Annotated in this window: 21 protein-coding genes; 12 read left to right on the top strand and 9 right to left on the bottom strand. The window is 69.8% G+C overall.

Translation table 11 applies throughout. From position 1 onward, the window contains the following. The first annotated feature begins 114 nt into the window (after window positions 1-114). The gene (hemC, locus tag OHN74_RS40655; RefSeq protein WP_327699579.1) at window positions 115-1,050 is read left to right on the top strand and encodes a hydroxymethylbilane synthase; all 936 of its coding nucleotides are present in this window, start codon (window positions 115-117) and stop codon (window positions 1,048-1,050) included. Window positions 1,051-1,122: 72 nt separating this feature from the next. Here hemC and OHN74_RS40650 read toward each other — a convergent pair whose 3' ends face one another. The 4 genes from OHN74_RS40650 to OHN74_RS40635 all read right to left on the bottom strand — a co-directional run bounded on the left by OHN74_RS40650 (window position 1,123) and on the right by OHN74_RS40635 (window position 4,030). Further along, window positions 1,123-1,680, bottom strand: a complete 558-nt coding sequence (locus tag OHN74_RS40650; protein ID WP_327699578.1) for a hypothetical protein — start codon at window positions 1,678-1,680, stop codon at window positions 1,123-1,125. A 202-nt stretch (window positions 1,681-1,882) separates the two neighbouring features. Beyond that, window positions 1,883-2,734: an ABC transporter permease gene (locus OHN74_RS40645; protein ID WP_327699577.1), complete on the bottom strand. Its 852-nt coding sequence runs from the start codon at window positions 2,732-2,734 to the stop codon at window positions 1,883-1,885. After that, entirely contained in the window at window positions 2,694-3,551 is an 858-nt protein-coding gene (locus OHN74_RS40640) for an ATP-binding cassette domain-containing protein (RefSeq protein WP_327699576.1), read from the bottom strand. The genes OHN74_RS40645 and OHN74_RS40640 overlap by 41 nt, the downstream gene beginning before the upstream one ends. Continuing rightward, window positions 3,548-4,030, bottom strand: coding sequence for a MarR family winged helix-turn-helix transcriptional regulator (locus tag OHN74_RS40635; protein ID WP_327699575.1), 483 nt, complete (start codon window positions 4,028-4,030; stop codon window positions 3,548-3,550). The genes OHN74_RS40640 and OHN74_RS40635 overlap by 4 nt, the downstream gene beginning before the upstream one ends. Before the next feature lie 305 nt (window positions 4,031-4,335). Here OHN74_RS40635 and OHN74_RS40630 point away from each other — a divergent pair, with 305 nt between their 5' ends. Both OHN74_RS40630 and OHN74_RS40625 read left to right on the top strand, forming a co-directional pair. Further along, window positions 4,336-5,193 (top strand): SigB/SigF/SigG family RNA polymerase sigma factor, encoded by an 858-nt coding sequence (locus OHN74_RS40630; RefSeq protein WP_327699574.1) that lies wholly within the window; start codon window positions 4,336-4,338, stop codon window positions 5,191-5,193. A 426-nt stretch (window positions 5,194-5,619) separates the two neighbouring features. Continuing rightward, window positions 5,620-6,435, top strand: coding sequence for a VOC family protein (locus OHN74_RS40625; RefSeq protein WP_327699573.1), 816 nt, complete (start codon window positions 5,620-5,622; stop codon window positions 6,433-6,435). 9 nt (window positions 6,436-6,444) lie between these two features. On the opposite strand, the gene OHN74_RS40620 is transcribed toward OHN74_RS40625, so the two are convergent. Next, window positions 6,445-6,957 carry a hypothetical protein gene (locus OHN74_RS40620; RefSeq protein ID WP_327699572.1) on the bottom strand — a complete coding sequence of 171 codons (513 nt, stop codon included), beginning with the start codon at window positions 6,955-6,957 and terminating at the stop codon, window positions 6,445-6,447. An 83-nt stretch (window positions 6,958-7,040) separates the two neighbouring features. Beyond that, the gene (locus tag OHN74_RS40615; RefSeq protein ID WP_327699571.1) at window positions 7,041-7,544 is read right to left on the bottom strand and encodes a pep a2; all 504 of its coding nucleotides are present in this window, start codon (window positions 7,542-7,544) and stop codon (window positions 7,041-7,043) included. A 252-nt stretch (window positions 7,545-7,796) separates the two neighbouring features. Here OHN74_RS40615 and OHN74_RS40610 point away from each other — a divergent pair, with 252 nt between their 5' ends. The 8 genes from OHN74_RS40610 to OHN74_RS40575 all read left to right on the top strand — a co-directional run bounded on the left by OHN74_RS40610 (window position 7,797) and on the right by OHN74_RS40575 (window position 19,420). Beyond that, entirely contained in the window at window positions 7,797-8,093 is a 297-nt protein-coding gene (locus OHN74_RS40610) for a DUF5133 domain-containing protein (protein ID WP_327699570.1), read from the top strand. Between the two features lie 51 nt (window positions 8,094-8,144). After that, window positions 8,145-10,133 carry an alpha-1,4-glucan--maltose-1-phosphate maltosyltransferase gene (locus tag OHN74_RS40605; RefSeq protein WP_327699569.1) on the top strand — a complete coding sequence of 663 codons (1,989 nt, stop codon included), beginning with the start codon at window positions 8,145-8,147 and terminating at the stop codon, window positions 10,131-10,133. Between the two features lie 4 nt (window positions 10,134-10,137). After that, a complete protein-coding gene (treS, locus tag OHN74_RS40600) occupies window positions 10,138-11,856 on the top strand; it encodes a maltose alpha-D-glucosyltransferase (RefSeq protein ID WP_327699568.1) in 1,719 nt (572 codons plus the stop codon). Window positions 11,857-11,884: 28 nt separating this feature from the next. Beyond that, window positions 11,885-13,261, top strand: coding sequence for a maltokinase N-terminal cap-like domain-containing protein (locus OHN74_RS40595; RefSeq protein ID WP_327699567.1), 1,377 nt, complete (start codon window positions 11,885-11,887; stop codon window positions 13,259-13,261). A 5-nt stretch (window positions 13,262-13,266) separates the two neighbouring features. Beyond that, window positions 13,267-15,483 (top strand): 1,4-alpha-glucan branching enzyme, encoded by a 2,217-nt coding sequence (glgB, locus tag OHN74_RS40590; RefSeq protein ID WP_443060519.1) that lies wholly within the window; start codon window positions 13,267-13,269, stop codon window positions 15,481-15,483. 174 nt (window positions 15,484-15,657) lie between these two features. Next, window positions 15,658-17,565 (top strand): AMP-dependent synthetase/ligase, encoded by a 1,908-nt coding sequence (locus OHN74_RS40585; RefSeq protein WP_327699566.1) that lies wholly within the window; start codon window positions 15,658-15,660, stop codon window positions 17,563-17,565. 111 nt (window positions 17,566-17,676) lie between these two features. Next, window positions 17,677-18,570, top strand: coding sequence for a Gfo/Idh/MocA family protein (locus OHN74_RS40580; RefSeq protein WP_327699565.1), 894 nt, complete (start codon window positions 17,677-17,679; stop codon window positions 18,568-18,570). Window positions 18,571-18,964: 394 nt separating this feature from the next. Continuing rightward, on the top strand, window positions 18,965-19,420 hold the full coding sequence (locus OHN74_RS40575; RefSeq protein WP_327699564.1) for a Crp/Fnr family transcriptional regulator: 456 nt from the start codon (window positions 18,965-18,967) through the stop codon (window positions 19,418-19,420). 10 nt (window positions 19,421-19,430) lie between these two features. Here OHN74_RS40575 and OHN74_RS40570 read toward each other — a convergent pair whose 3' ends face one another. Continuing rightward, the gene (locus OHN74_RS40570; protein WP_327699563.1) at window positions 19,431-20,735 is read right to left on the bottom strand and encodes an MFS transporter; all 1,305 of its coding nucleotides are present in this window, start codon (window positions 20,733-20,735) and stop codon (window positions 19,431-19,433) included. A 33-nt stretch (window positions 20,736-20,768) separates the two neighbouring features. Continuing rightward, a complete protein-coding gene (locus OHN74_RS40565; protein WP_327699562.1) occupies window positions 20,769-21,509 on the bottom strand; it encodes a TetR/AcrR family transcriptional regulator in 741 nt (246 codons plus the stop codon). A gap of 106 nt (window positions 21,510-21,615) precedes the next feature. On the opposite strand from OHN74_RS40565, the gene OHN74_RS40560 reads away from it, so the two are divergent. Then, a complete protein-coding gene (locus OHN74_RS40560) occupies window positions 21,616-22,833 on the top strand; it encodes a saccharopine dehydrogenase family protein (protein WP_327699561.1) in 1,218 nt (405 codons plus the stop codon). A 48-nt stretch (window positions 22,834-22,881) separates the two neighbouring features. On the opposite strand, the gene OHN74_RS40555 is transcribed toward OHN74_RS40560, so the two are convergent. After that, a complete protein-coding gene (locus OHN74_RS40555) occupies window positions 22,882-24,336 on the bottom strand; it encodes a M1 family metallopeptidase (RefSeq protein WP_443060518.1) in 1,455 nt (484 codons plus the stop codon). Window positions 24,337-24,388 lie beyond the last annotated feature (52 nt).

The following is a 24,388-nucleotide window of genomic DNA, read 5'->3' as shown; positions in this document are numbered from 1 at the left end:
CTGCCGGGCAGTCGACGGCAGGGCGCCCGGTGGTCTCCGCGGCGGGTGCGAACTCCCCGGGCGAAGCCACCGGTTCGGAGCAGGAGGGTGGCCCGAAGGGTCTATCGTGTCGGCATGTCCGTCCCTGAACTGATCCGTATCGTCTCCCGCGACTCGCCCATGGCACTGGCCCAGGTGGAACGGGTGCGTGCCGAACTGGCCGTCGTACATCCGCAGGTCCGCACCGAGGTCGTCCCCGTGAAGACGACCGGCGACAAGTGGATGGGCGATCTGTCCAAGGTCGAGGGCAAGGGGGCGTTCACCAAGGAGGTCGACGCCGCGCTGCTGGCCGGTGAGGCCGATCTGGCGGTGCACTGCGTCAAGGACGTGCCCGCCGACCGGCCGCTCCCCGCAGGCACGATGTTCGCCGCGTTCCTCAAGCGGGACGACATCCGCGACGCCCTGATCCACCCAGGTGGCCGCACCCTCGACGAATTGCCGGACGGCACCCGGATCGGTACGTCCTCGGTGCGCCGGATCGCCCAGCTGGCCGCGTCCCACCCGCACCTTGAGTGCGTGCCGTTCCGCGGCAACGCCAACCGGCGACTGGAGAAGCTCGCGGCCGGGGAGGCGGACGCGCTGCTCCTCGCCGTCTCCGGCCTGGAGCGCATCGGCCGGATGGACGTGGTCAGCGAGATCCTCTCCCCCGAGACGATGATGCCGCCGATCGGCGCGGGCATCCTCGCCCTCCAGTGCCGTGAGGGCGACACCGAGCTGATCGACGCGGTCAGCGGCCTCGGCGACCCGGACACGCATCGGGAGGCGACGGCCGAACGCATGTTCCTGCACGTTCTCCAGGGGCACTGCAACAGCCCGATCGCCGGGTACGCGAAGGTGGACCGCAGCGGTGAACTCTCGTTGCGCGCCTGCGTGTTCACCCCGGACGGCAAGGTGCAGCTCAACGCCCACGAGTGGGCGGGCCGCCTCGACCCGGCCACGCTCGGCACGTCCGTGGCGGTGGCGCTGCTGCGGCAGGGCGCGCGCGAGCTGATCGACAACATCGCGCACTGAGGACCGGGGTGCGGAAGCCGAGCCCGTCCGGCGGCGGCGAAGGCAGCATGCCGGTTCGGGTCGGTCCGTCACTCAGGTGGGTTCCGTTTGGCCCTTCTGGTCCCGCTGCTCCCTCAGGTCCCGCTGTTCCTTGAGGAAGTCGCTCGCCTGGTGAGCCACCCCGTCACGGGCGGTGCCGTGGTGTACGCCGACGCCGGTGAAGTCCTCGGGCAGACCGATCCCGCCCACCCAGAGGTGCCGGGCGGTCCACTCCTCCTCGACGCGCAGCTGGATCTGTACGTCCACCTGCGCGAGGGAGGCTTCCGGTCCGGCCGCGTAGAGGACGGCCGTGGCGCGGCGCAGCGGGTGGACGTCGAAGCCCTCGATGAACTGCGAGTTCCGCCAGTCGATGAAGGCGCCCTCGCCGTCGGCGCCGAGCCTGATGTCGATCTGGCCGTCCTCCAGGTGGACGCCGAAATGCCGGCTGCCGCGGTTCTCGACCGTCACCCGGAGGCTGAAATAGGTCAGTCCCTCGGCTGCGTCGTCGCGTCCGCGCGGCGGTTCGGCCGCGACCAGACGGTGGGCGCGGACACGCAGGCCGGCATGTTCGTCGTACTCGTGCCAGTCCCCGACCACGTTCGGCTCGTGCACAGTCCACCTCTCGACCTCGGATGGCTGCTTCCTATCCTTGCGCCCGGCACACAGTCAAATGAGCGGAATGCGCTGTGGCCAGCGAATTCGTCCCCTTGATCACTGATCAAGCGGTGTGCAGCGGAAATCCACCGACGGGCCGTCCCACACCAGGTGGGCGCGTGCCGCACATCACGTTCAGGTGCATGGTCGTGACCGGCGTTCAGCGGGCCAGTCGGCCGAGGAGCGAGGAGGCCGCCACGACGCCGAGGACGGCGGCGAGCAGCAGGACCCCGAAGTCCACGGCGAGGTTGGCGGGGGTGCCGAGGAGGAGACCGCGCAGGGCGTTCACCTGGTAGCTCAGGGGGTTGATCCTGCTGACGGTCTGGAGCCAGCCCGGCATCACACTGACCGGGTAGAGGGCGTTGGAGCCGAAGAAGAGGGGCATGGTGATGGCCTGACCGATGCCCATCAGCCGGTCGCGGGTGAGCACGATCCCGGCGATCGTCATCGACAGACAGGAGAAGAAGGCGGAGCCGAGGACGACGGCCGCCGCGACTCCGAGCAGCCTGAGCGGGTTCCAGGTCAGGGCCACACCGAGCAGAGCGGCGATGACGATCACGACGACGGCCTGGATCAGCGCCTTCACACCGGCCGCGAAGGCCTTGCCGGTGACGAGGGCCGCGCGCGGGGTCGGGGTGACGAGGAGCTTGGTGAGGATTCCGGCGTCCCGCTCCCAGATGATCATGATGCCGTAGAAGATGGCGATGAACATCGCGGACTGGGCGATGATCCCGGGCGCCAGATAGTCGAGGTACGGGATGCCGCCGGTGGGTATCGCTCTGATCCGGGTGAAGGTCTCGCCGAAGATGAGCAGCCAGAGGGCCGGCTGGACGGCCCTGGTGTACAGCTCGGTGCGGTCGTGGCGGAGTTTCTGCAGCTCGACGGCGCACATCGCGCCGACCCTGGCGGGCAGCAGCCGCCAGCCCGTTCTGGGCTTGGGCGGCACGAGCAGGAGGTTCGGGGCGGCGGGGTCAGCCGACGCGGGAAGCGGTGCGGCGGGTGCTTCGGACATCGCGGAAGTCTCCTGACCGGTCGTCGAGGCCGCTGCCGGCGACATCCCGGAAGACGTCCTCCAGCGTGGGCGGCGGGGCGGCGGACACGCCCTCGGCCCGGCGGCGTTCGCCGAGACCCGCCCGGAGTTCGTCGGGGGTACCGAGGGCGCGGATACGGCCGTGGTGCATGAGGGCGATCCGGTCGCAGTACTGGTCGGCCTCGTCCATGTAGTGCGTGGTGACCAGGACCGTCATACCGGTGGCGGCGCGCACGGCGTCGATGTGCTCCCACACGCCGGTCCTGGCAATGGGGTCCAGCCCGATGGTGGGTTCGTCGAGGATGAGCAGCCGGGGCGCGCTGACCAGCGCCTGAGCGAGTTCGAGCCGACGCACCATGCCACCGGAGTACGTCTTCGCGAGCCGGTCGGCCGCGTCGGTGAGGCCGACCGCCGCCAGGGCCTGGCCGACGCGTTCGGCACGCTCGCGGCGCGGGACGTCGAAGACCCTGGCGAACAGAACGACGTTCTCGCGTCCGGTGAGCCCGGAGTCGGCGGACAGTTGCTGCGGCACGTATCCGAGGAGTCGGCGCACCGCCATCCGGTCCCCGGCGGCGTCGTGACCGAAGACGCGGACCATCCCGGCGGGCACCGGCAGAAGTGTGGTGACGCAGCGGATCGCCGTGGTCTTGCCCGCGCCGTTCGGCCCGAGGAGCCCGAACACCTCCCCTTCCCGGACGATGAGATCGAGTCCGTCGACGGCTCTGGTCCCGCCGAAGGCGTACACGAGACCGGTACAGCTGACGGCTTCGAGGCTGTCGGTGATCTTTTCGGACGTCACGTCTCCTCCGATTCCTCGCGTTCCTCGCGTTCCTCGCGTTCCTCGCGCAGGTTCCGGGCCAGTTTCCGCAGGGCCGGAAGCGCGGCCCGCAGGGCGTCCCGGTCGGCGTCGTCGAGGCGGGACATCTGCCGGCGTACGAGAGCGGTGCGCCGTTCCCGCCACTCCCTGAGGCGGGCCTCGGCCGCCGGGGTGGGCAGCAGCCGGGCGGCCCGCCGGTCGGCCGGGTCCGTGCCGCGAATCAGGTAACCGGCTACGACCAGCTGGTTCACGAGCGTCGACACGGAGTTGCCCGCCAGGTACAGCTCCTTGGCCGCGTCGGAGATACCGATACCGGGGCGGCTGACGACCAGGCGCAGCAGCTCTACCTCGGCGCCCCGCAGCCGGGGCGCGCTCGTCCCGCCGCGCAGTCGGCGCCGGATCAGCCGCTGCACCCCGAGGAGCGCGTCGGCCAGTTCGTCCGCGAAGGTCACTGGTTCCACATATCGAGATTAGCTCTGTGTCAGAGGTGATGAACCACGAGAAAGGAATGGAGAAGTCAAGAACATGTATGCAGCAAATTTCGCATCATGAATTCGCGTGGCGACCGATCGGAAACAGTGAGTCACTTTTTGTGCCGATTTGTTTCCCTGTCATCTGGAGCGGGAATTCGACTGGTAGTGCTTCGGACTGGAGGCACGCCCGTGGGAGCCGGTTCGCCGGGTCTCGGTCGGTCTCCGTCCGGTCCGTGAGCGCACTCTCCCCCGGTGTCTGTCCATCCAGCACCAGTGCGAGGAAGGTGCGCGCGATGCTTGTCGCCACCAGAACGAAGCAACATCCGCACGACGACGCCCCCGACACGGCCGCCGACTTCGAACGGCTCGCCCGACTGCCCGAGGGACCGGATCGCGAAGCCCTCCGGGACGACCTGGTACGGGCCTGGTTGCCCATGTCGGAGCGGATCGCGGTCCGCTTCAGGGGACGCGGGGAGGCCCTGGAGGACCTCTACCAGGTCGCGGCCGTCGGACTCGTCAAGGCTGTCGACCACTACGACCCGGAGCGCGGCGCCGCCTTCGAGGCGTACGCCGTGCCCACCATCACCGGCGAGATCAAACGCCACTTCCGCGACCATCTGTGGGCGCTGCATGTGCCGCGCCGGGTGCAGGACCTGCGCAACCGGGTTCGCACCGCCTCCAAGGAACTGTCCGCCACCGTCTCGGGACGTCCACCGACCGTCGCCGAGATCGCCGCCCGCACGCAACTGAGCGAGAGCGAGGTGCGGACCGGCATGGAGGCCCTGGAGTGCTTCTCCGTGCTGTCGCTGGAGGCGGAGCTGCCGCGTACCGACGGATACGCGCTCACGGACTCCGTCGGCGGAACCGACCCCGGCTTCGACCTGATCGTCGACCGTACGGCCGTCGGTCCCTGCCTGCGTGCTCTGCCCGAACGTGAGCGGACCATCCTCTACCTGCGGTTCTTCCGCGGGATGACGCAGAGCCGGATCGCGTCGCAACTCGGCATCTCACAGATGCACGTCTCCCGGCTGCTCAGCACCTGCTGCGCGCGCATACGTGAGGAGCTCGACGAGGAATCGTCCACCGAGCCGTCCGCCGACCGCTCCGGGAGGAGCCGGACACGGCGGGGGGAGCTCGCCGGCGCCTGCTGAGAGCCGGCCGAACCCGTCCATGCCGCAGTCGCCCGGGGTGGTCTTTCTCGGCCGGGCGACTGGGGGGGGACGGGCTCACTGCCGAACCCTCCCGGGAAAGGCTCGTCAGCATGCCCTCCCTCCCGGTTTCACCAGAAGGACGGAGTTGAAACCCACTCCCGCTCACGACAAGGGCGGTGAATTCGGTCCGCCACCTGAATCCGAGTGGGCCGTGACGGTGTGGAGTGTTTTTCAGCTCGGCACCGATTTCGGGCCGGCATTCCTCCGTCACCTCCCCGGCTCGGATTCATCCCCGCGATACGGCATTGCGCCCACCATGTGCCGGCAGACCCGATCGGGGTACTCGACAGGCACCGGAACGGGGTTCGGTCGGAGACTGGTGCCCGACCGGTGCCTGCCGGTCGACGAAGTCAGGACACGAGTGCCATGAACCACCCGAGACATCCCGGCGGCGCGACGGACGTCGTCTCCTCGACCCATTCGGTGTTCGGCGCCCCCTGCTGGGTGAGCCTCACCAGCCGCGACACACGGGCCACCGAGGCGTTCTACAGCGCCGTCCTGGGCTGGAGATGGCGTTCGGCCCGCCTGGGCGACCGCTTCCGGGTCGCGCTGGTGGACGGCACGCCGGTCGCGGGGATCGCCGCGGTGGCCTCCGTGTGGCAGATGGTGGTCGCCTGGACCCCGTACTTCGCCGTGCCGAGCGCCGACGATGCGGTGGCGCGGGTTCGCGAGCGCGGGGGTACGGCGGCGGTCGGGCCGCTCTCCTTCCCGCCCGGCCGGGCGGCCCTGCTGGCCGACCGCGACGGGGCGATCTTCGGGATCTGGGAGGGTGAGCTGCTCGCCGGCTGGGAGGCCTGGCGCCGGGCGGCGCCGACCTTCGTGCGGCTGCACACCCGCGACGCCTTCGACGCGGCCATCTTCTACGGCGAGATCCTGGAGTGGGCCTCGGGCCGGCCCGGTAGCTGTCAGGTCCACTACGAGGGCGACGAGGTCGTACTGCGCAGCCGGGGCGACGTCGTGGCCCGCATCGTCTCGGGTGCCCTGGAGGCGGCTCCCGACCCCACCATCCGGCCGCACTGGCAGGTCCACTTCGCGGTCGAGGACGTGGCGGCCTGCGTCAAGTCCGCGCAGGACAACGGCGGCAGCATCCTGCGGTACGACTCCGGTTCCGTGCCGCACGAGGCGGTGCTGCGCGATCCGGACGGGGCGCAGTTCACGGTGACGTCGCGCCTCCCTCGCTGAGCCCGCCGGCTATCGGATCGACGAGTACAGGTCCTGGTCGCCTTCCGGAAGCCGGGCGCGGGCCCGGCCGTTCCAGAGCAGCAGGCCGTGGCATCGCTCCCAGCGGGCCACCCACCACCCGCGGGCCAGCCACACCGCCGCGAGGAACAGCGGCGAGAGGGCCAGGCCGCGCTCCCACAGCAGCCCGCCACCCAGCGCGTATGCCACCAGGAAGACGAAGAGGTACACGTTGACGCAGTTGCGGTACTGCTCGCCCTGCGTCGGCAGGACCGCACCGGTCTCGTCCAGAGGTACCGCCTTGTCGAAGTCCCGGCCCTCTCCGAACCATTTCAGCCGGGAGACGCTCACAATTCCGAACCCCGCGCCGCCCGCCAGGAGCAGCAGACCGAAGGCGACCGCATGCGCGACACCTCGCGGCGTCTCGGGAGCGCCCTTCACCCCGAAAACCACCCCCGCACTCACGGCTGCCGCACAGACCGCGAGGATCCCGCACATCACTTCGTAGTGGACATACCTGAACACGGTGTTCCCCCTGTACCCACCCCGCCCCCGTAGCAGGATGCCAACTCCACTATGCCCGGACAGAGTCCGGAAGTACCGTGCCCCTACGTGTTCACGAGAACACCCGACGCCCTGTTCTCCGGACCGGCGAAGGCCGGTCCCCCGCAGGGCAGTTGACGCACCTCCCGCAGGGTCGGTCCGGGCGGGCCCGGGATCAGCGGGGCGCCTTCGCAGGCGCGGGCCCGACGCGAGAACCAGATGACCTTGGCACCCGTGCCGGTGGCGCAGCAGCCCCAGCCGTCGCTCACCGCGGCGATCCACGCCAGGCAGTTGCCGAGTTCCCGGTCGAGGCGCAGGTCACGGTCGTGCTCGGCGATGGCCGTGATGAGGTGCTGACCGTTCCACCACATCTCGATCACCGTCTGCTTGTCGGTGGCGTGCTCGTCGATGGCACGCAACAGCGCTTCGGTGCCCTGGCAGACGGACCCGACAAGATGCTCCAGGTCCCAGAGCCGGAGATGGGCGGCCAGAATGCGGCCCACCTGCCCGACCCGCTCGGGACAGACCTCCACGTCGAGGTGGTAGTAACAGGACTCTGCGCTCTTCATCTTCGTTGGCTCCTCACGGCGGGCCCACGCCCCTTCACGCCCTGCGGGGACGAGCCCCGAACGCGAAGCGTGAGCACTGTTCGCTTCTGAGTCAGCTCCAGAGTGGGAGCGTTGGTCCATTCGTGCAACACGAGCACCACCAGTAGTGGTTGAAGGTCCAACAAGACGCTGGGTCGCCGCACGTGCACCATGAGTGAAGGTCTCGCCGTGGAAGCGTAGAAGCAGTGAGTCACGAGGAAGGGGACCAGCGCCATGCTGTTGCCCGCCAAAGCCGAGGTCGCCCGACAGCTGGACAGGTACCGGGCGTGGGAGCGCGTCATGCTCGCGGCCCCGTCCGACCGTTCGGCGCGGGACAGTTTCGAGGACTCGGGCTACACCCTGTGCGTGCTGATGGGGAAACGCTGCGCACGGGAGGCGGTACACGCCGCCGAACGCTATCTCCGCACGAGCCTGGTCGCCTATCTCCGGGAACAGGCAGGTTGGGCCCACGCGGACCGCTTCACCGGGCACGCCGCCCAGGCCGTCCAGCGCTCCACAGCGGGGGGATAGCCCCGCCCGCGGCACCCGCGACCCCGACCAGAACTCGGCGAGGTGAGACCCATGAGCCCGACCCCGGCCATCGGCCGCATCCCGGTACGGGATGTGCGCCCGGCCGTCGAAAGCGGCAGGCGCCCGGCCAAGGCCGTCGCGGATGAGACCTTCCAGGTCACCGCGACGGTCTTCCGCGAGGGCCATGACGCGGTCGGCGCGAACGTCGTGCTGTGCGACCCGGAAGGCCGTCCGGGCCCCTGGACGCCGATGCGCGAACTCGCCCCGGGCAGCGACCGCTGGGGCGCGGACGTCACCCCGGACGCACCGGGCCACTGGACCTACCGGGTCGAGGCGTGGAGCGACCCGGTCAGTACCTGGCGGCATCAGGCGGGCATCAAGATCCCGGCCGGGATCGACGTCGGGCTGGTGCTGGAGGAAGGCGCGCTGCTGTACGAGCGCGCAGCCGCGGGGGTGTCGGATCGGGCGGCCCGTGCTGTCGTGCTGGCCGCAGCACATGCCCTGGGCGACGACTCGCTCCCTGTCGCGGATCGTCTCGCCCCGGCTCTCACCCCGGCGGTGGGCAAGGTGTTGCGTCGGTATCCGTTGCGTGAGCTGGTCACGTCGAGTGAGGTGTTGGCGCTGACGGTGGAGCGGGAGCGGGCCCTGTACGGGGCCTGGTACGAGTTCTTCCCGCGTTCCGAGGGCACGCCGGAGCAGCCGCACGGGACGTTCCGGACGGCGGCGCGGCGGTTGCCGGCGATCGCCGCGATGGGTTTCGACGTCCTCTACCTGCCGCCGATCCATCCGATCGGGCACACCTTCCGCAAGGGTCCCAACAACACGCTGTCGGCGTCGGCGGAGGATGTGGGGGTGCCGTGGGCGATCGGTTCCGAGGCGGGCGGGCACGACGCCGTACACCCCGACTTGGGGACGCTGGAGGACTTCGTCTTCTTCGTCGCGGAGGCCGGCCGGCACGGGCTGGAGGTGGCGCTGGACTTCGCGCTGCAGTGCTCGCCGGATCATCCGTGGGTGCAGAAGTATCCGCAGTTCTTCCATCACCGGCCGGACGGGACGATCGCGTACGCGGAGAACCCGCCGAAGAAGTACCAGGACATCTATCCCATCGCGTTCGACGCCGATCTGCCGGGTCTGGTCGCGGAAACCACCCGGGTGCTGCGGCACTGGATGGCGCACGGGGTGCGGATCTTCCGGGTCGACAATCCGCACACGAAGCCGGTGTTCTTCTGGGAGCGGGTGATCGCGGACATCAACGGCACCGACCCGGACGTGATCTTCCTGGCGGAGGCGTTCACCCGGCCGGCGATGATGCACACGCTGGCCCAGGTCGGTTTCCAGCAGTCGTACACGTACTTCACCTGGCGCACGGGCAAGGCGGAGCTGACCGAGTACCTGACCGAACTGTCGGGTGAGGCGGCGGCGTACATGCGGCCGAATTTCTTCGTCAACACCCCCGACATCCTGCACGCGTATCTTCAGCGGGGCGGCCGTCCGGCGTTCGAGGCGCGTGCCGTGCTGGCCGCGACGCTCTCGCCCACCTGGGGCATCTACAGCGGCTACGAACTGTGCGAGAACACCCCCCTGCGCGAGGGCAGCGAAGAATACCTGGACTCCGAGAAATACCAACTCCGGCCCAGGGACTGGGAATCGGCCGAGCGAGACGGACGGTCGATCGCTCCGCTCATCGCCTCCCTGAACCGGATCAGACGAGACCACCCCGCCCTGCACCGGCTCAGGAATCTGCACTTCCACCGGACCGACAACGACGCGGTGATCGCGTACAGCAAGCGCACCGGCGAGGACACGGTTGTGGTGGTGGTGAACCTCGACCCTCACCACACCCAGGAGGCGACGGTCTCGTTGGACATGCCGCAACTCGGCCTGGGCAGGCGGGAAGACGAAGAGCATTCCCTCTCGGTGCGTGACGAACTGAGCGGTGAGACATACCGCTGGGGCCGCACCAATTACGTACGTCTGGAGCCGGGAAGGGCGCCCGCGCACGTCTTTCACCTGCTGCGGTATTCGACTGGAGGCCAGTGACCCCGTGACCGTCAACGAGCCTGTCCCGGACACCTTCGAGGACACTCCCGCCAAGGACCGGGACCCCGAGTGGTTCAAACGCGCCGTCTTCTACGAGGTCCTCGTCCGTTCCTTCCAGGACAGCAACGGCGACGGAATCGGCGACCTCAAAGGCCTCACCGCCAAACTCGACTACCTCCAGTGGCTCGGCATCGACTGCCTGTGGCTGCCCCCCTTCTTCAAGTCACCCCTGCGTGACGGCGGCTACGACGTCTCCGACTACACCGCCGTCCTCCCCGAGTTCGGCGACCTGGCCGACTTCGTCGAGTTCGTCGACGCCGCCCACCAACGCGGCATGCGCGTCATCATCGACTTCGTCATGAACCACACCAGCGACCAGCACCCCTGGTTCCAGGAATCCCGCAACGACCCCGAAGGCCCCTACGGCGACTACTACGTGTGGGCGAAGACCGACGACCAGTACCAGGACGCCCGCATCATCTTCGTCGACACCGAAGCCTCCAACTGGACCTTCGACCCGGTCCGCAAGGAGTACTACTGGCACCGCTTCTTCTCCCACCAGCCCGACCTCAACTACGAGAACCCGGCCGTACAGGAGGAGATCATCTCCGCGCTGCGGTTCTGGCTCGACCTCGGCATCGACGGCTTCCGCCTCGACGCCGTCCCTTACCTCTACCAGGCCGAAGGCACCAACTGCGAGAACCTCCCGGCCACCCACGACTTCCTCAAGCACGTGCGCAAGGAGATCGACGCCCACTACCCCGACACGGTGCTCCTGGCGGAAGCGAACCAGTGGCCCGAGGACGTCGTCGACTACTTCGGCGACTACCAGAGCGGCGGCGACGAATGCCACATGGCATTCCACTTCCCCGTCATGCCCCGCATCTTCATGGCCGTCCGCCGCGAATCGCGCTACCCCGTCTCCGAGATCCTCGCCAAGACCCCCGCCATCCCCTCCCACTGCCAGTGGGGCATCTTCCTGCGCAACCACGACGAACTGACCCTCGAAATGGTCACCGACGAGGAACGCGACTACATGTGGGCCGAATACGCCAAGGACCCGCGTATGCGCGCCAACATCGGCATCAGGCGGCGGCTGGCGCCCCTCCTGGACAACGACCGCAACCAGATCGAGCTGTTCACGGCCCTGCTGCTGTCGCTGCCCGGTTCGCCGATCCTCTACTACGGCGACGAGATCGGCATGGGCGACAACATCTGGCTCGGTGACCGCGACGCCGTCCGCACCCCCATGCAATGGACCCCCGACCGCAACGCCGGATTCTCCTCCTGCGACCCCGGCCGCCTCGTCCTGCCCACGATCATGGACCCCGTCTACGGCTACCAGGTCACCAACGTCGAAGCCTCCATGTCGTCCCCCTCCTCGCTCCTGCACTGGACGAGGCGCATGATCGAGATCCGCAAACAGAACCCCGCCTTCGGCCTCGGCTCCTACACCGAACTCCCCTCCACCAACCCCGCCGTCATCGCCTTCCTCCGCGAACACAAGGACGACCTCGTCCTGTGCGTCCACAACTTCTCCCGCTTCGCCCAGCCCACCGAACTCGACCTGCGGGCGTTCAGCGGCGCACACCCGGTCGAGCTGATCGGTGGAGTCCGCTTCCCCGCCATCGGTGAACTGCCCTACCTCCTCACCCTCGCAGGCCACGGCTTCTACTGGTTCCGGCTGTCCCGAGTCGCCCCACGCACTGCCCGACGACCGTGAATGTGTGCTCGCGAAAGGACGCGCCACCATGCCGAAGACCGCATCTCTTCGCCCGAGCAGGACGGCCCTCGCCGAGCCGCTGACCTCGCTCGGCGGGCTGCTGCGCGAGTGGCTGCCCCAGCAGCGCTGGTTCGCGGGCAAGGACCGGCCCGTCACGGACCTGGGCCTGCTGTCGATGACCGAGCTGTTTCCGGGCTGTCTGCACCTGCTCGTCCGCACCGGCCAGACGGCCGTCCCCGCTCCGGGAGGCCCTCCCCCACCCGGTGACTGCTACCAACTGCTCCTCGGAGTACGGGACCGCCCGTCACCGCGCCTCGGCCGGGCCCTCATCGGCCGCGCGCACGAGGGACCCCTGGCCGGACTGCTGGTCTACGACGCCTTGCAGGACCCCCGGGCGGCAGGGCTCCTGCTGGAGCGGCTCCGGCGTCCGGGAACGGCCGGCCCCCTGCGCTTCGAGGCCGATCCCGGCATCAGCGTGCCCGCCGGACTCGCCCCGCGACTCCTCGACGTCGAGCAGTCCAACTCCTCGCTCGTGTACGGCGACTCGTTCATCCTGAAGGTGCTCAGACGCGTCCAGCCGGGTATCCACCCCGACCTGGAGGTACCCGCCGCCCTCGCCCGGCAGGGCTGCGCCCGGGTACCTGCCCCGGCCGCCTGGTTCCGGACCGGTCTGCCGCAGGACGCGACTCTCGGGGTGCTCCAGCCCTACCTGCCCGGAGCTTCCGACGGCTGGACGCTTGCCCTGCGTGCCCTCGCCGCGGGACACCCGTTCACCGACGAGGCCTACGCGTTGGGGCGCGCCACCGCCGACGTACATCTGGCCCTCGCGACCGCCTTCCCCTGCGACACCCGCGGCGTGCGGCACAGCAGGCGTACGGCGGCGGCGATGACCGAGCGTCTCGATGCGGCCGTGCACTGCGTACCGGCGCTGCGGCCGTACGCCCAGGGACTCCGGGCCGCCTTCGACACCCTGGCCGGGTTCGACGCCGGCCCGGCCGCACAGCGCGTCCACGGTGATCTGCACCTCGGACAGGTGTTGCGCACCGGCGGTACCGGCGGCGACTGGTTCGTGATCGACTTCGAGGGCGAACCGTCCCGCCCGCTCGCCGAACGCCGCAGTGCCCAGTCACCGGTACGGGACATCGCGGGCATGCTGCGCTCCTTCGACTACGCCGCCCGCACGCGTCTGCCGTGGCGCCCCGAGTGGGCGCTGCGCTGCCGGGAGGCCTACTGCGCGGGGTACGCGGCCCGGGCCGGGCGGGATCCGCGCCACGACCCCGGGCTGCTGCGCGCGTACGAGACCGACCGGGCCGTGTACGAGGTCGTCTACGAGGCCCGGCACCGCCCCGACTGGCTCCCCGTCCCCATGGCGGCGATCGAGCGACTCTCCGTCCGAGGAGGCTGACCGCTGTGGCCCTGCACGACCCCTCCCTCCCCGACACGGCCTCCCTGGGCAGACCCGACGCCTTGTGGGATCCCGGTGAGAAGCAGCGCCTGCTCTCCGGCACCCATCACGACCCGCACGCGCTGCTCGGCGCGCATCCCGTGCCCGGAGGCGGGGTCGTCCTCCGTGCGCTGCGCCCGCACGCGCGGGGCGTGAGCGTGCTCGTCGACGGGCAGTCGAGCAGGCTCGACGACGACGGTGACGGGTTCTTCAGCGCCGTACTCCCCTTCGCCCCCTCCTCCGCCGCGCTTCCCGACTACACGTTGCTGGTGTCGTACGAGGGCGGCGAGTCCGAGGTCGAGGATCCGTACCGGTTCCTGCCCGCGCTGGGCGATCTGGATCTGCATCTCATCCGGGAGGGACGGCACGAGGAGCTGTGGAAGGCGCTGGGCGCCGAGCCGATGACCCACCAGGGCGTCACCGGTACCCGCTTCACCGTCTGGGCTCCCAACGCGCAAGGGGTCCGGGTGACCGGGGACTTCACCTTCTGGGACGGCACAGCCCATCCGATGCGCTCCCTCGGCGCCGGCGGTGTGTGGGAGCTGTTCGTGCCCGGCGTGGGTGAGGGCGAGCGGTACAAGTTCGAGGTCGTGGGCCGGGACGGTGGCCGGGTCATGAAGGCGGACCCGATGGCCCGGCGCACGGAGGTGCCGCCCGCGACGGCGTCCGTCGTCACCGCCTCCCACTACGAGTGGGGCGACGAGGAGTGGCTCTCCCGCCGGACCGGCACGGCCGTGCACGAGGAGCCGTTCTCCGTGTACGAGGTCCATCTTCCTTCCTGGCGACGTGGATTGACATACCGTCAGCTTGCCGACGAACTCCCCGCGTACGTAAAGGACCTGGGCTTCACGCACGTCCAGCTCATGCCGGTCGCCGAGCATCCCTTCGGCGGCTCCTGGGGGTATCAGGTCACCTCCTACTACGCCCCGACCGCCCGGCTGGGTTCCCCCGACGACTTCCGGTACCTGGTCGACGCGCTGCACCGGGCCGGTGTCGGTGTCCTGCTGGACTGGGTTCCGGCGCATTTCCCCAAGGACGAGTGGGCGTTGGCCCGGTTCGACGGGGGGCCTCTCTACGAGCCCGGTGACACGCGGCGGGCCGAGCATCCGGACTGGGGGACGTACGAGTTCGACCTCGGGCGGACCGAGGTGCGCAACTTCCTGGTCGCCAACGCCGTGTACTGGTGCGAGGAGTTCCACCTGGACGGGCTGCGGGTGGACGCGGTCGCCTCGATGCTCTACCTCGACTACTCACGTGATTCCGGGCAGTGGACGCCGAACGTGCACGGCGGGCGGGAGGACCTGGACGCGGTCGCCTTCCTCCAGGAGATGAACGCCACCGTCTACCGGCGGGTCCCGGGGGTCGTGACGATCGCCGAGGAGTCCACCGCGTGGGACGGGGTGACCCGGCCCACCGACAGCGGCGGGCTCGGCTTCGGCCTGAAGTGGAACATGGGCTGGATGCACGACTCGCTCGGCTACGTCCAGCACGACCCGGTCCACCGCAAGCACCACCACCACGAGATGACGTTCTCCATGGTGTACGCGTACAGCGAGAACTACGTCCTGCCGATCTCCCACGACGAAGTCGTCCACGGCAAGCGGTCGTTGGTGTCGAAGATGCCGGGCGACTGGTGGCAGCAACGGGCGAACCACCGCGCGTACCTCGGTTTCATGTGGGCCCATCCCGGCAAGCAACTCCTTTTCATGGGGCAGGAGTTCGCCCAGGGCGCGGAGTGGTCCGAGGCCGACGGGCCGGACTGGTGGCTGCTGGACGCGGCGTACGCGGCCGAGCCCGACCACCGGGGTGTCCGCGATCTCGTCCGCGATCTCAACACCGTCTACCGCCGCACCCCCGCCCTCTGGCAACGCGACACGGACCCAGCCGGTTTCCGGTGGGTGGCCGGGGACGCCGCCGAGGACAACGTCTTCGCCTTTCTGCGCTATGACGCGGAAGGAGAACCCCTGTTGTCCGTCAGCAACTTCTCGCCGGTCGTCCGCCACGACTACCGCCTCGACGTTCCCGGCTCCGCCCCAGCCTGGCAGGAGGTCCTCAACACCGATGCCGCCCGTTTCGGCGGCAGCGACGTCCGCAACACCGGGGCCGTGACGCCCCGGTCGGCGAGCGTCCGGCTGACGCTGCCGCCGCTCGCCACGGTATGGCTGACGCCGGTGCGCGGGTGAGGTGAAGCGAGCCGGTCCGAGGCTCTGTTCACGGAAAACCACTTCCGAAACCTCCCAGGGGAAAACGACTTCGCAGTTCCCGGCAACAAAGCCCCTCACCTGAGCTAGATTCGTTCACCGTCGATAACTCCACTCGTCGGCGCGGTCACAGTCAGTACGATCCAGGAGCAGCGCATGCGCGACTTCGCCCTCGCTCCCCCCACCACTCCACCGCTGACGGGCGGACTCGCCGACAGTGTCTTCGACACTGCGCTCCGTGAACCGAACCTGCCCCAGCTCGCGCGCCGCCTCGACCCGGCCAAACAGGTCTGGACACAGGTGACGGCCGCCGAACTCCGGGACGAGGTCGTCGATCTGGCCAAGGGGTTCATCGCGTCCGGCATCTCACCGGGCCAGCGGGTGGCCATCATGGCCCGCACCCGCTACGAGTGGACGGTGCTCTGCTACGCGCTCTGGGCGGTCGGCGCCGAGGTCGTACCGATCTACCCGACCTCCTCGCGCGACCAGGTCGCATGGATCCTCGCGGACTCGCAGTGCAGCGCCGTCGTCGTCGAGGACGAACAGGGCCTCATGACCGTCGGTTCGGTGTGCACCTCGCTGCCCCTGCTGCGCAACGTGTGGCAGCTGGACGACGGAGCCCTGTCCCAACTCGTCGAGCTGGGGCAGCCGGTGGCGACGACCACGGTCAACTCGATGCGCCGGATCGTGCTGCCGGACTCGGCCGCGGTGATCGCCTACACGTCCGGCACGACCGGGCATCCCCGTGGCTGTGCCCTGAGCCACCGCAGCCTGGCCAGCCCGTCCGACACCCTGCTCGCGGGCTGGAGACACACGGCGGCACCGCCCGGCGTACAGCCCAGGGTCCTCGCCTTCCTGCCCTTCTCGCACGTGTACGGCCTGATGATCCAGAACCTGTGCCTGCGCGGCGGCCTGCTGATGGGCCACGAACCCGACCTGGGCGGGGAGGCGTTGGCGGCGGCACTGCTCTCCTTCCGGCCGACGTATCTGTACGCGGTGCCGTCGGTGTTCGAGAAGATCTACAAGAACTTCCTGCGCGCCGCCCAGAAAGCGGGCCGGGGTGCCCTGTTCGAGCGGGCCGTCGAGACCGCGCGGGACTTCGCGACGGCCGTCGAACGCCAGCGGCTCGGCACGGGCTCCGGACCCGGTTTCGACCTGCGGCTCCAACACGCCCTCTACGAACGGACGGTGTACCGCAAACTCCGTGCCGCACTCGGCGGCCGGGTGTGCGGGGCGGTGTCGGGCGGCTCGCCCCTCAACCGCGAACTCGCCCTGTTCTACTCGGGTATCGGCATCCTCGTCCACGACGGCTACGGCCTCACCGAGACCAGCGGCGGCGTCACCGCACAGCCGGTGGGCCGGGAGAAGTTCGGGACGGTCGGGCAGCCGCTGCCCGGCACGGAGATCCGGGTCGCCGAGGACGGCGAGATCCTGGTGTACGGCACCTCCGTCTTCCAGGGATACGTCAACGACGACGCCGGAACCCGGGAAGCGCTCCGGGGCGGCTGGCTGGCCACCGGGGACATCGGGCGGCTGGACACAGAGGGGTATCTCACGATCACCGGGCGCAAGAAGGACATCATCATCACCAGCAGCGGCAAGAGTGTCGCTCCGGCCGCCCTGGAGCAGCGGCTGCGTATGCATCCGCTGGTGCACCAGGCGGTGATCGTGGGCGACAACCGGCCGTGCGTGGGCGCCCTGATCACACTCGACCCGGAGTTCCTGGCCCACTGGCGTGCCTCACTGGCCCTTCAGGAGGACACTCCGCACCGTCAGGCGCGCGAGGAGAACGCCCTGCGGGAGGAGATCGGACGGGCGGTCGCCGCGGCCAACAGCGCGGTGTCGCGATCCGAGTCGATCCGGGTGTTCAGGGTTCTCGCGGAACCCTTCGCTCTCAGCAACGGTCTGCTGACCCCCTCGATGAAGCTGCGCCGGGACGCGATCGTGCGGCACTACGCCTTCGAGATCGACGCGATGTACCAGGCGAGGACGCGCTCCCCCCGGCCGAACGCGGCTGTGGAGGAACTCGCGCACTGGGACGACTCGGACAACGTGTTCCGCTGAGCACACGTCGCGCACACGCTGTGTACGCGGCGCCGACCCTGGTTGACGGTGCGGCGGACGGGCCCGCAGAGTGATCTCCGTATCGGCCTCCCGTACGGATTGGACCCTGCCGTGACCAGTACCGCCGCACCGTGGTCGCACACGCCCGTCAAGGTCGGGCTCGTCGGGGCCGGACCCTGGGCACGAGGGGTGCACGCGCGCGTGCTGGCCGCCGGACCGGAGACCGAGCTCGCCGGGGTCTGGGCGCGCCGTCCCGAGGCGGCCCAGGAGACGGCGGCACCGTACGGGGCCCCGGTCGCCGCCCGGTTCGAGGAACTCCTCGACTCCTGCGAGGCGGTGGCGTTCGCCGTACCGCCCGCCGTTCAGGCCGAGCTCGCCCTGCGCGCCGCGAAGGCGGGAAAGGCGCTGCTGCTGGAGAAGCCGATCGCCGAGGATCTCGGGGCGGCCCGGCGGCTGGTGGACGCGATCGACGAGGCCGGGGTCGTCTCCCAGGTCAGCCTGACCAACCGCTACCACCCCGCCACCCGCCGGTTCCTGGAGGCGGCGAGCGAGGCGGACGTGTTCGGCGCGCGGGCGTGCTTTCTGAGCGATGCCTTCCTGGGCGGCGCGTTCACGACTCCCTGGCGGCTCGAACACGGTGCGCTGCTGGATCTGGGGCCGCATGTCCTCGACCTGCTCGACGCGTCCGTGGGGCGCATCGCACGGGTGCGCGGGACCGGGGATCCGTGCCGCTGGATCGAGCTCACCTGTGAGCACGAGAACGGCGCGGTCAGTCAGGCCTCGTTGTCCGGTTCGGTGAACGTGGCGCAAGGTGTCGCCCGTGTCGAACTCTTCGGTTCGGGCCCGGAGTTGGTGTTCGACAGTTCCGAACTCGACTACGAGGAGAGCTGGCCGGTGCTGCGCCGCGAGTTCGCGACCGCCGTACGATCCGGCGTCGCCGGCGAGCTCGACGCACGTCGGGGACTTCATCTGCAGACGCTCATGGCCCAGGTGTCCGAGAGCTGAGCCACCCGAAACCTGACGTGACGTGGATCACTCCCGACGGGGGAGTCGATGCGGAACAACCCGGAGGGGCCGGCCGTTCTTCTGTACGTGGCTGCGGAGGGGACAGTGTCCCCGGGCCTCACCCATAGCCCATGGGGAAGATCGTTCGGCTGAAGCCCCATGGAGCCTTTCGCCGCGAGGCGACCGCCCTCCGCGTGCCACCACTTACGGCCCTGGCTGGTCTCCCCCGTCCAGCCAGGGCCTTCTTTTGTCAAAAAACGGATTCATGCCTCCCTCCGAGGTGCCCGGCGCGTCCGCAACGGCTGAAATGGATGGAGGGGAAGCCGGCTGAGCCGGGTGGTGCGCTGCCACGGCCGACGCCTTCCCTCCGGATAGCCGGCGAGGAGCCCCGCTCATGACCAAAGCCACGAAGCTGCTGACCGCCCTTCCCCCGCCCCGCCGTGAGCGTCTGCTGGCGCTCGCGACGGAGGTGTCCTTTCCCGAGGACTTCAGAATCTTCGAGGCGGGCGACACCGCCGACCGATTCTGGGTGATCCGTTCCGGTGCGGTCTCCCTGGTCCAGCAGGTGACGCCGGTACAGCGGGTGACCGTGGCCAGCCTCGGCGCGGGTGACCTGCTCGGCTGGTCCTGGCTCTTCCCGCCCCACCGGTGGGACTTCGGCGCGGAGGCCTTCAGCCCGGTACGCGCCTACGAGTTCGACGCCGCAGCGGTGCTCCAGCTCTGCGAGGAGGAACCGGCCCTCGGGCTGCAGCTGGTGCGGATCATCGCCGAGATCCTCGCCCATCGGCTGGAGCTGACCCGGGGCAGGCTGATGGAGGACTACTCCCTGTACAAGCGGGGGCCCGGGTAAGGGGCGCCGGTCATCGGACGCGGTAGCGGCGCAGCGCAGGCATCGCGGCCGTCAGGGCCAGGGTGACGGCGACGACCAGGAGTCCGCCGCCGGCGACGGCCGTGCGGGGGCCCAGGGCGGACGCCGTGGTGCCGTGCAGCAGGTCGGCCAGGCGGGGACCGCCCACGACGACCACCGTGAAGACGCCCTGCATCCGGCCGCGCATCTCGTCGGTCGCCGCCGACATCAGGATCGCCACCCGGAAGACACCGGAGACCATGTCAGCGAGGCCGGCGACGACCAGGAACGCCACCGCCACCCACAGGCTGGTGCTCAGCCCGAAGCCCGTGATCGCCAGCCCCCACGCGACGACCGCGCCGATCACCATCCAGCCGTGCCGGCGCGCCCGCGAGAACGTGCCGGAGAACAGGCCGCCGAGCACCGCGCCCACGGGGATCGCCGCGAACAGCAGACCGAGGGCACGCCCCTCCCCGTACGAGGCGTACGTCTGGGCCGCCAGTTGCGGGAACAGGGCGCGGGGCATGCCGAAGACCATGGCGACGATGTCCGCGAGGAAGGAGAGCAGAAGCACCTTGTGCAGGGTGATGTAGCGGAATCCGGCCACGATCTCGCGTGCGCCCGCCTTCCGGGAGGCCGCCGGCCCGGGCGGGAGCGGGGGCAGCCGTACGACGGACCACAGGGTGACGCACAGGGCGAGCGCGTCGATCAGATACAGCTCGGCGAGGCCGATGACGGGTATGAGGGTGCCGGCGAGCAGCGGTCCCGCGACCAGGCCGGTGTACAGGACCGTCATTCCCAGAGCGTTGGCGGCGGCGAGTTCCTCCTCGGGGACCAGCTGGGCGACGACCGCGCTGCGGGCCGGTGAGTTCAGGCCGAAGAACGCCTGCTGGAGGGCGAGCAGGACCATCAGGGTCACCACGGAGTCGAGGCCGACGAGGGCCTGGATCCAGAACAGCAGCGAGGTGACGGCGATGCCGGTGTTGGTGATCAGCAGGAGCTTGCGGCGGTCCATGCTGTCGGCGATCGCGCCGCCCCACAGGGCGAACACGACGAGGGGCAGGAGTCCGGCAAGACTCGCGTAGCCGACCCAGGCGGAGGAGCCGGTGATGTCGTAGATCTGCTTGGGCACGGCGACGGCGGTGAGCTGGCTGCCGACGGCGGTGACGGCGGTCGAGGACCACAGACGGCGGTACGCGGGGCGGCGCAGGGGCCGGGTGTCCATGGTCCAACGGCGTCCGGGCGGGCGGGGCTCGTCCGGGGGCGCGGTCGGCCGCGGATCCGAGTCGTTGCCGGTGCTGCTGTTGCTGGGGTCCACGGGTGTCCTGGTTGCTGGTTACATCCAATCGGCTCAGCTTTCAATATCACAGGAGCCGCCGGCACTGCCGGGGCCATTTCCGGCGAGCGTCCGGGCCGCGCTGTCCAGCAGCATGTCCAGGGCCGTCGGATAGGCGCTGGCGACCATGCGGGAGGCGAGCAGCGGGGCCGCCTCGGCGATCCGGGGGTGGGTGCTGCGCGGCAGGCGGGCGTAGGTCGAACGCCACATGTCCTCGTCGGCGGTGAGGCTGGCGCGCGGCAGGGCCAGGGAGGCGGCGTCGAGCGCGGCGAAGGCCAGCGTCTGGTCGATGAAGGCGTGGTAGATCCGTACCGTCTCCGGCAGCGGGAAGCCGGCCGTGCGCAGGACGTCGAGGATGGCCTCGTCGGCGGCCAGTTCGTTGGCACGGCCCGTGACCCGGCTGGCGGTCAGGACGGCGGCCTGCGGATGGGCGACGTACACGGCGTGGATGCGCAGCCCGACGGCGCGCAGGTCCGCCGCCCACTCCCCCGTGGGCCGCCAGCCTTGCAGCGCCTGGCCGATGAGCGCGTCGCCGATGGCGAGGGTCAGGTCGTCCATGCCGCGGAAGTAGCGGTAGAGGGTGCTGGGGTCGGCGTCCAGGGCCAGGCCGAGGCGGCGGGCGGTGAGGCCGGTGCTGCCGTGTTCGCGGAGCATGCGCAGGGCGGTGTCGACGATCAGTTGTTCGGACAGCACGGTGCCGCTCCTGGTGGGACGGCGGCGCCGCCGCTTCTCCTCCGGCACGACCTGCTTGGGCACGGCCACTCCTCTCGCTCTTATGCCAACGCCATTGACCTTAGATGGCGACGAGGCGTTGGATCGACGGACAACAGCGTCGGAACCTTTACAAAAAGGGAGTTCTGCCATGCGTGTGCTGCTCGTGGGAGCCGGCGGTGTGGGGACCGCGATCACCCGGATCGCCGCCCGGCGCTCCTTCTTCGACCTGATGGTCGTGGCCGACTACGACCCGGCGCGGGCCGAGGCCGCGGTAGCGGCACTCGATGCCGGGGAACGGTTCGTGGCGGAGCGGGTCGACGCGTCCGACGAGGCGGCGGTGGCGGAGCTGCTGGCCCGGCACGGATGCGACGTGCTGCTCAACGCGACCGACCCGCGCTTCGTGATGCCACTGTTCCGCGCTGCCCGGGCCGCCGGGGTCACCTATGTCGACATGGCGATGTCCCTGTCCCGCCCGCATGCCGAGCGGCCGTACGAGGAGTGCGGGGTCAAGCTCGGCGACGCCCAGTTCGAGGCGGCGGACGAGTGGGCGAAGGCGGGTGCGCTGGCCCTCGTCGGCATGGGTGTGGAGCCGGGCATGTCCGATGTGTTCGCCCGGCACGCGGCCGACGAACTCTTCGACGAGATCGAGGAGATCGGCATCCGCGACGGCGCGAACCTCACCGTCGACGGTTATGACTTCGCGCCGTCCTTCAGCATCTGGACGACGATCGAGGAGTGCCTCAACCCGCCGGTCGTCTACGAGTCGGGCCGGGGCTGGTTCACCACGGAACCCTTCAGCGAGCCGGAGGTGTTCGACTTCCCCGAGGGCATCGGCCCGGTGGAGTGCGTGAACGTCGAGCATGAGGAGGTGCTGCTCGTGCCGCGCTGGATCGACGCGCGCCGGGTCACCTTCAAGTACGGCCTGGGCGACGAGTTCATCCAGACCCTGAAGACGCTGCACCTGCTGGGCCTCGACCGCACCGACCCCGTGACCGTCCCGAGCGCCTCCGGTCCGGTCTCCGTGTCGCCCCGGGACGTCGTCGCCGCGTGTCTGCCCGACCCGGCGACGCTGGGCGAGCGCATGCACGGCAAGACGTGCGCGGGTACGTGGGTCAGGGGCACGAAGGACGGCGCGCCGCGCGAGGTGTACCTGTACCACGTGGTCGACAACCAGTGGTCCATGGCCGAGTACGGCTCCCAGGCGGTGGTGTGGCAGACGGCCGTCAATCCGGTCGTCGCCCTGGAACTAGTCGCCACCGGCGCCTGGTCCGGCTCGGGCGTCCTGGGCCCTGAGGCCTTCCCGGCCCGTCCCTTCCTCGACCTGCTGACCGCGTACGGCTCGCCGTGGGGCATGCGCGAGCAGTGAGCCGCTCTCCCCGGGCCGCAGCCCGGGGAGACGGGGGTTTCTGCGGCTCTACGGCGCGGACGGCTTGCCCTTCGTGCCGATCCAGGTCAGGAACAGCTGGTCCAGGTCCTTGCCGGAGACCCGCTCGGCGAGGGCGGTGAACTGGGCGGTCGTACCGTGCCCGCCCCGGTGGTCGGTGGCCCAGGTGCGCAGGATCTTGAAGAAGGCGGGGTCACCGACCGCCTTGCGGAGCTTGTGCAGGGCCATGGCGCCGCGGTCGTAGACGGGCCTGCCGAAGATGTTCGCGCCGCTGCCCGGGTCGGCGGGCGGGAACGACCACAGGTCGTCGTCCTCGGCGGTGGCGTACAGGTCGTCGAAGGTCTTCTGGGCGCTCGGGCCGCCGTGCTGTTCCGCGTACAACCACTCCGTGTAGGTCGCGAAGCCCTCGTTGAGCCAGATGTCCTTCCAGGTGGTGAGGGCGACGGAGTCGCCGAACCACTGGTGGGCGCTCTCGTGGACCAGGGTGCTCAGGCTGGGTGCCTGGTCGTACACGGGACGGGTCTGTGTCTCCAGCGCGAAGCCGACCTGCGGGGCGCGGTCGACGATGGCTCCGGCGGCCTTGTACGGGTAGGGGCCGAAGAGCTTGGCCTCCCAGTCCAGGACGGACGGCAGCTTCTTCAGCACGGGCGCCGCGGCGGAGGCCTCGCGGGGATCGACGGCGTTGTAGACCTTGATGCCGCCGCGGGTGGTGTACTGCTCGACCTTGAACCTCCCGACCGTGGCCGTGGCCAGGTAGGCGGCCATCGGCTCGGACTGGTGCCAGCGGAAGGTGGACTTGCCGCCCGCTGTCTTCTGGCTCAGGAGGACGCCGTTGGCGACCGCGGTGCGCCCCTGCGGGACGGTGATCGTGAAGTCGTACGAGGCCTTGTCCTTGGGGTGGTTGTTGCCGGGGAACCAGCTCATGGAGCCCTGTGGCTCACCGGCGACGAACACGCCGTCGTCGGTGGCGATCCAGCCGTCCTTCGAGCCGTCCGGGTCTATGACCGCCTTGGGGACACCGCTGTAGGTCACGGCGACCTGGAACGTCTGGTTCTTGTTCAGTGCGTGGCGGGGACTGACGATCAGTTCCTGGCCGGAGCGCCGGAAACCCGCCTTCACACGGTCGACGGTGAGGGCGGTGACCTTCAGACCGCTGAGGTCGAGGTTGAAGCGGGTCAGCTTCTGGGTGGCGCGGACGGTGAGCACGGCCTTGCCGTCGAGGCGGCGGCTGACGGGGTCGTAGCGGAGGTTCAGGTCGTAGTGAGCGACGTGATACCCACCGTTTCCGGACAACGGGAAGTACGGGTCTCCGACACCGGAGGTGCCTGTCGTCGCGGCGCCCGCGGGTGCGGCGGCGGCCAGCAGGGCGGCGAGAGCGACGGGCACGGTCGCGACGACGGCGTCACGACGGAGGACCGCGGTGCGTGTGCCTGCGTACTTCCTGGGGGGTCTCACGCGAACTCCTACGATACGAGGTGTGATCATCTTCAGGGTTTTCACCCTAAAGGCGCCACCGCACGATTTCTTCCTCCTTCCG

This window comes from Streptomyces sp. NBC_00459 (genome assembly GCF_036013955.1).
Taxonomy (GTDB): domain Bacteria; phylum Actinomycetota; class Actinomycetes; order Streptomycetales; family Streptomycetaceae; genus Streptomyces.
This window is presented reverse-complemented; position numbering and strand designations above follow the sequence as displayed.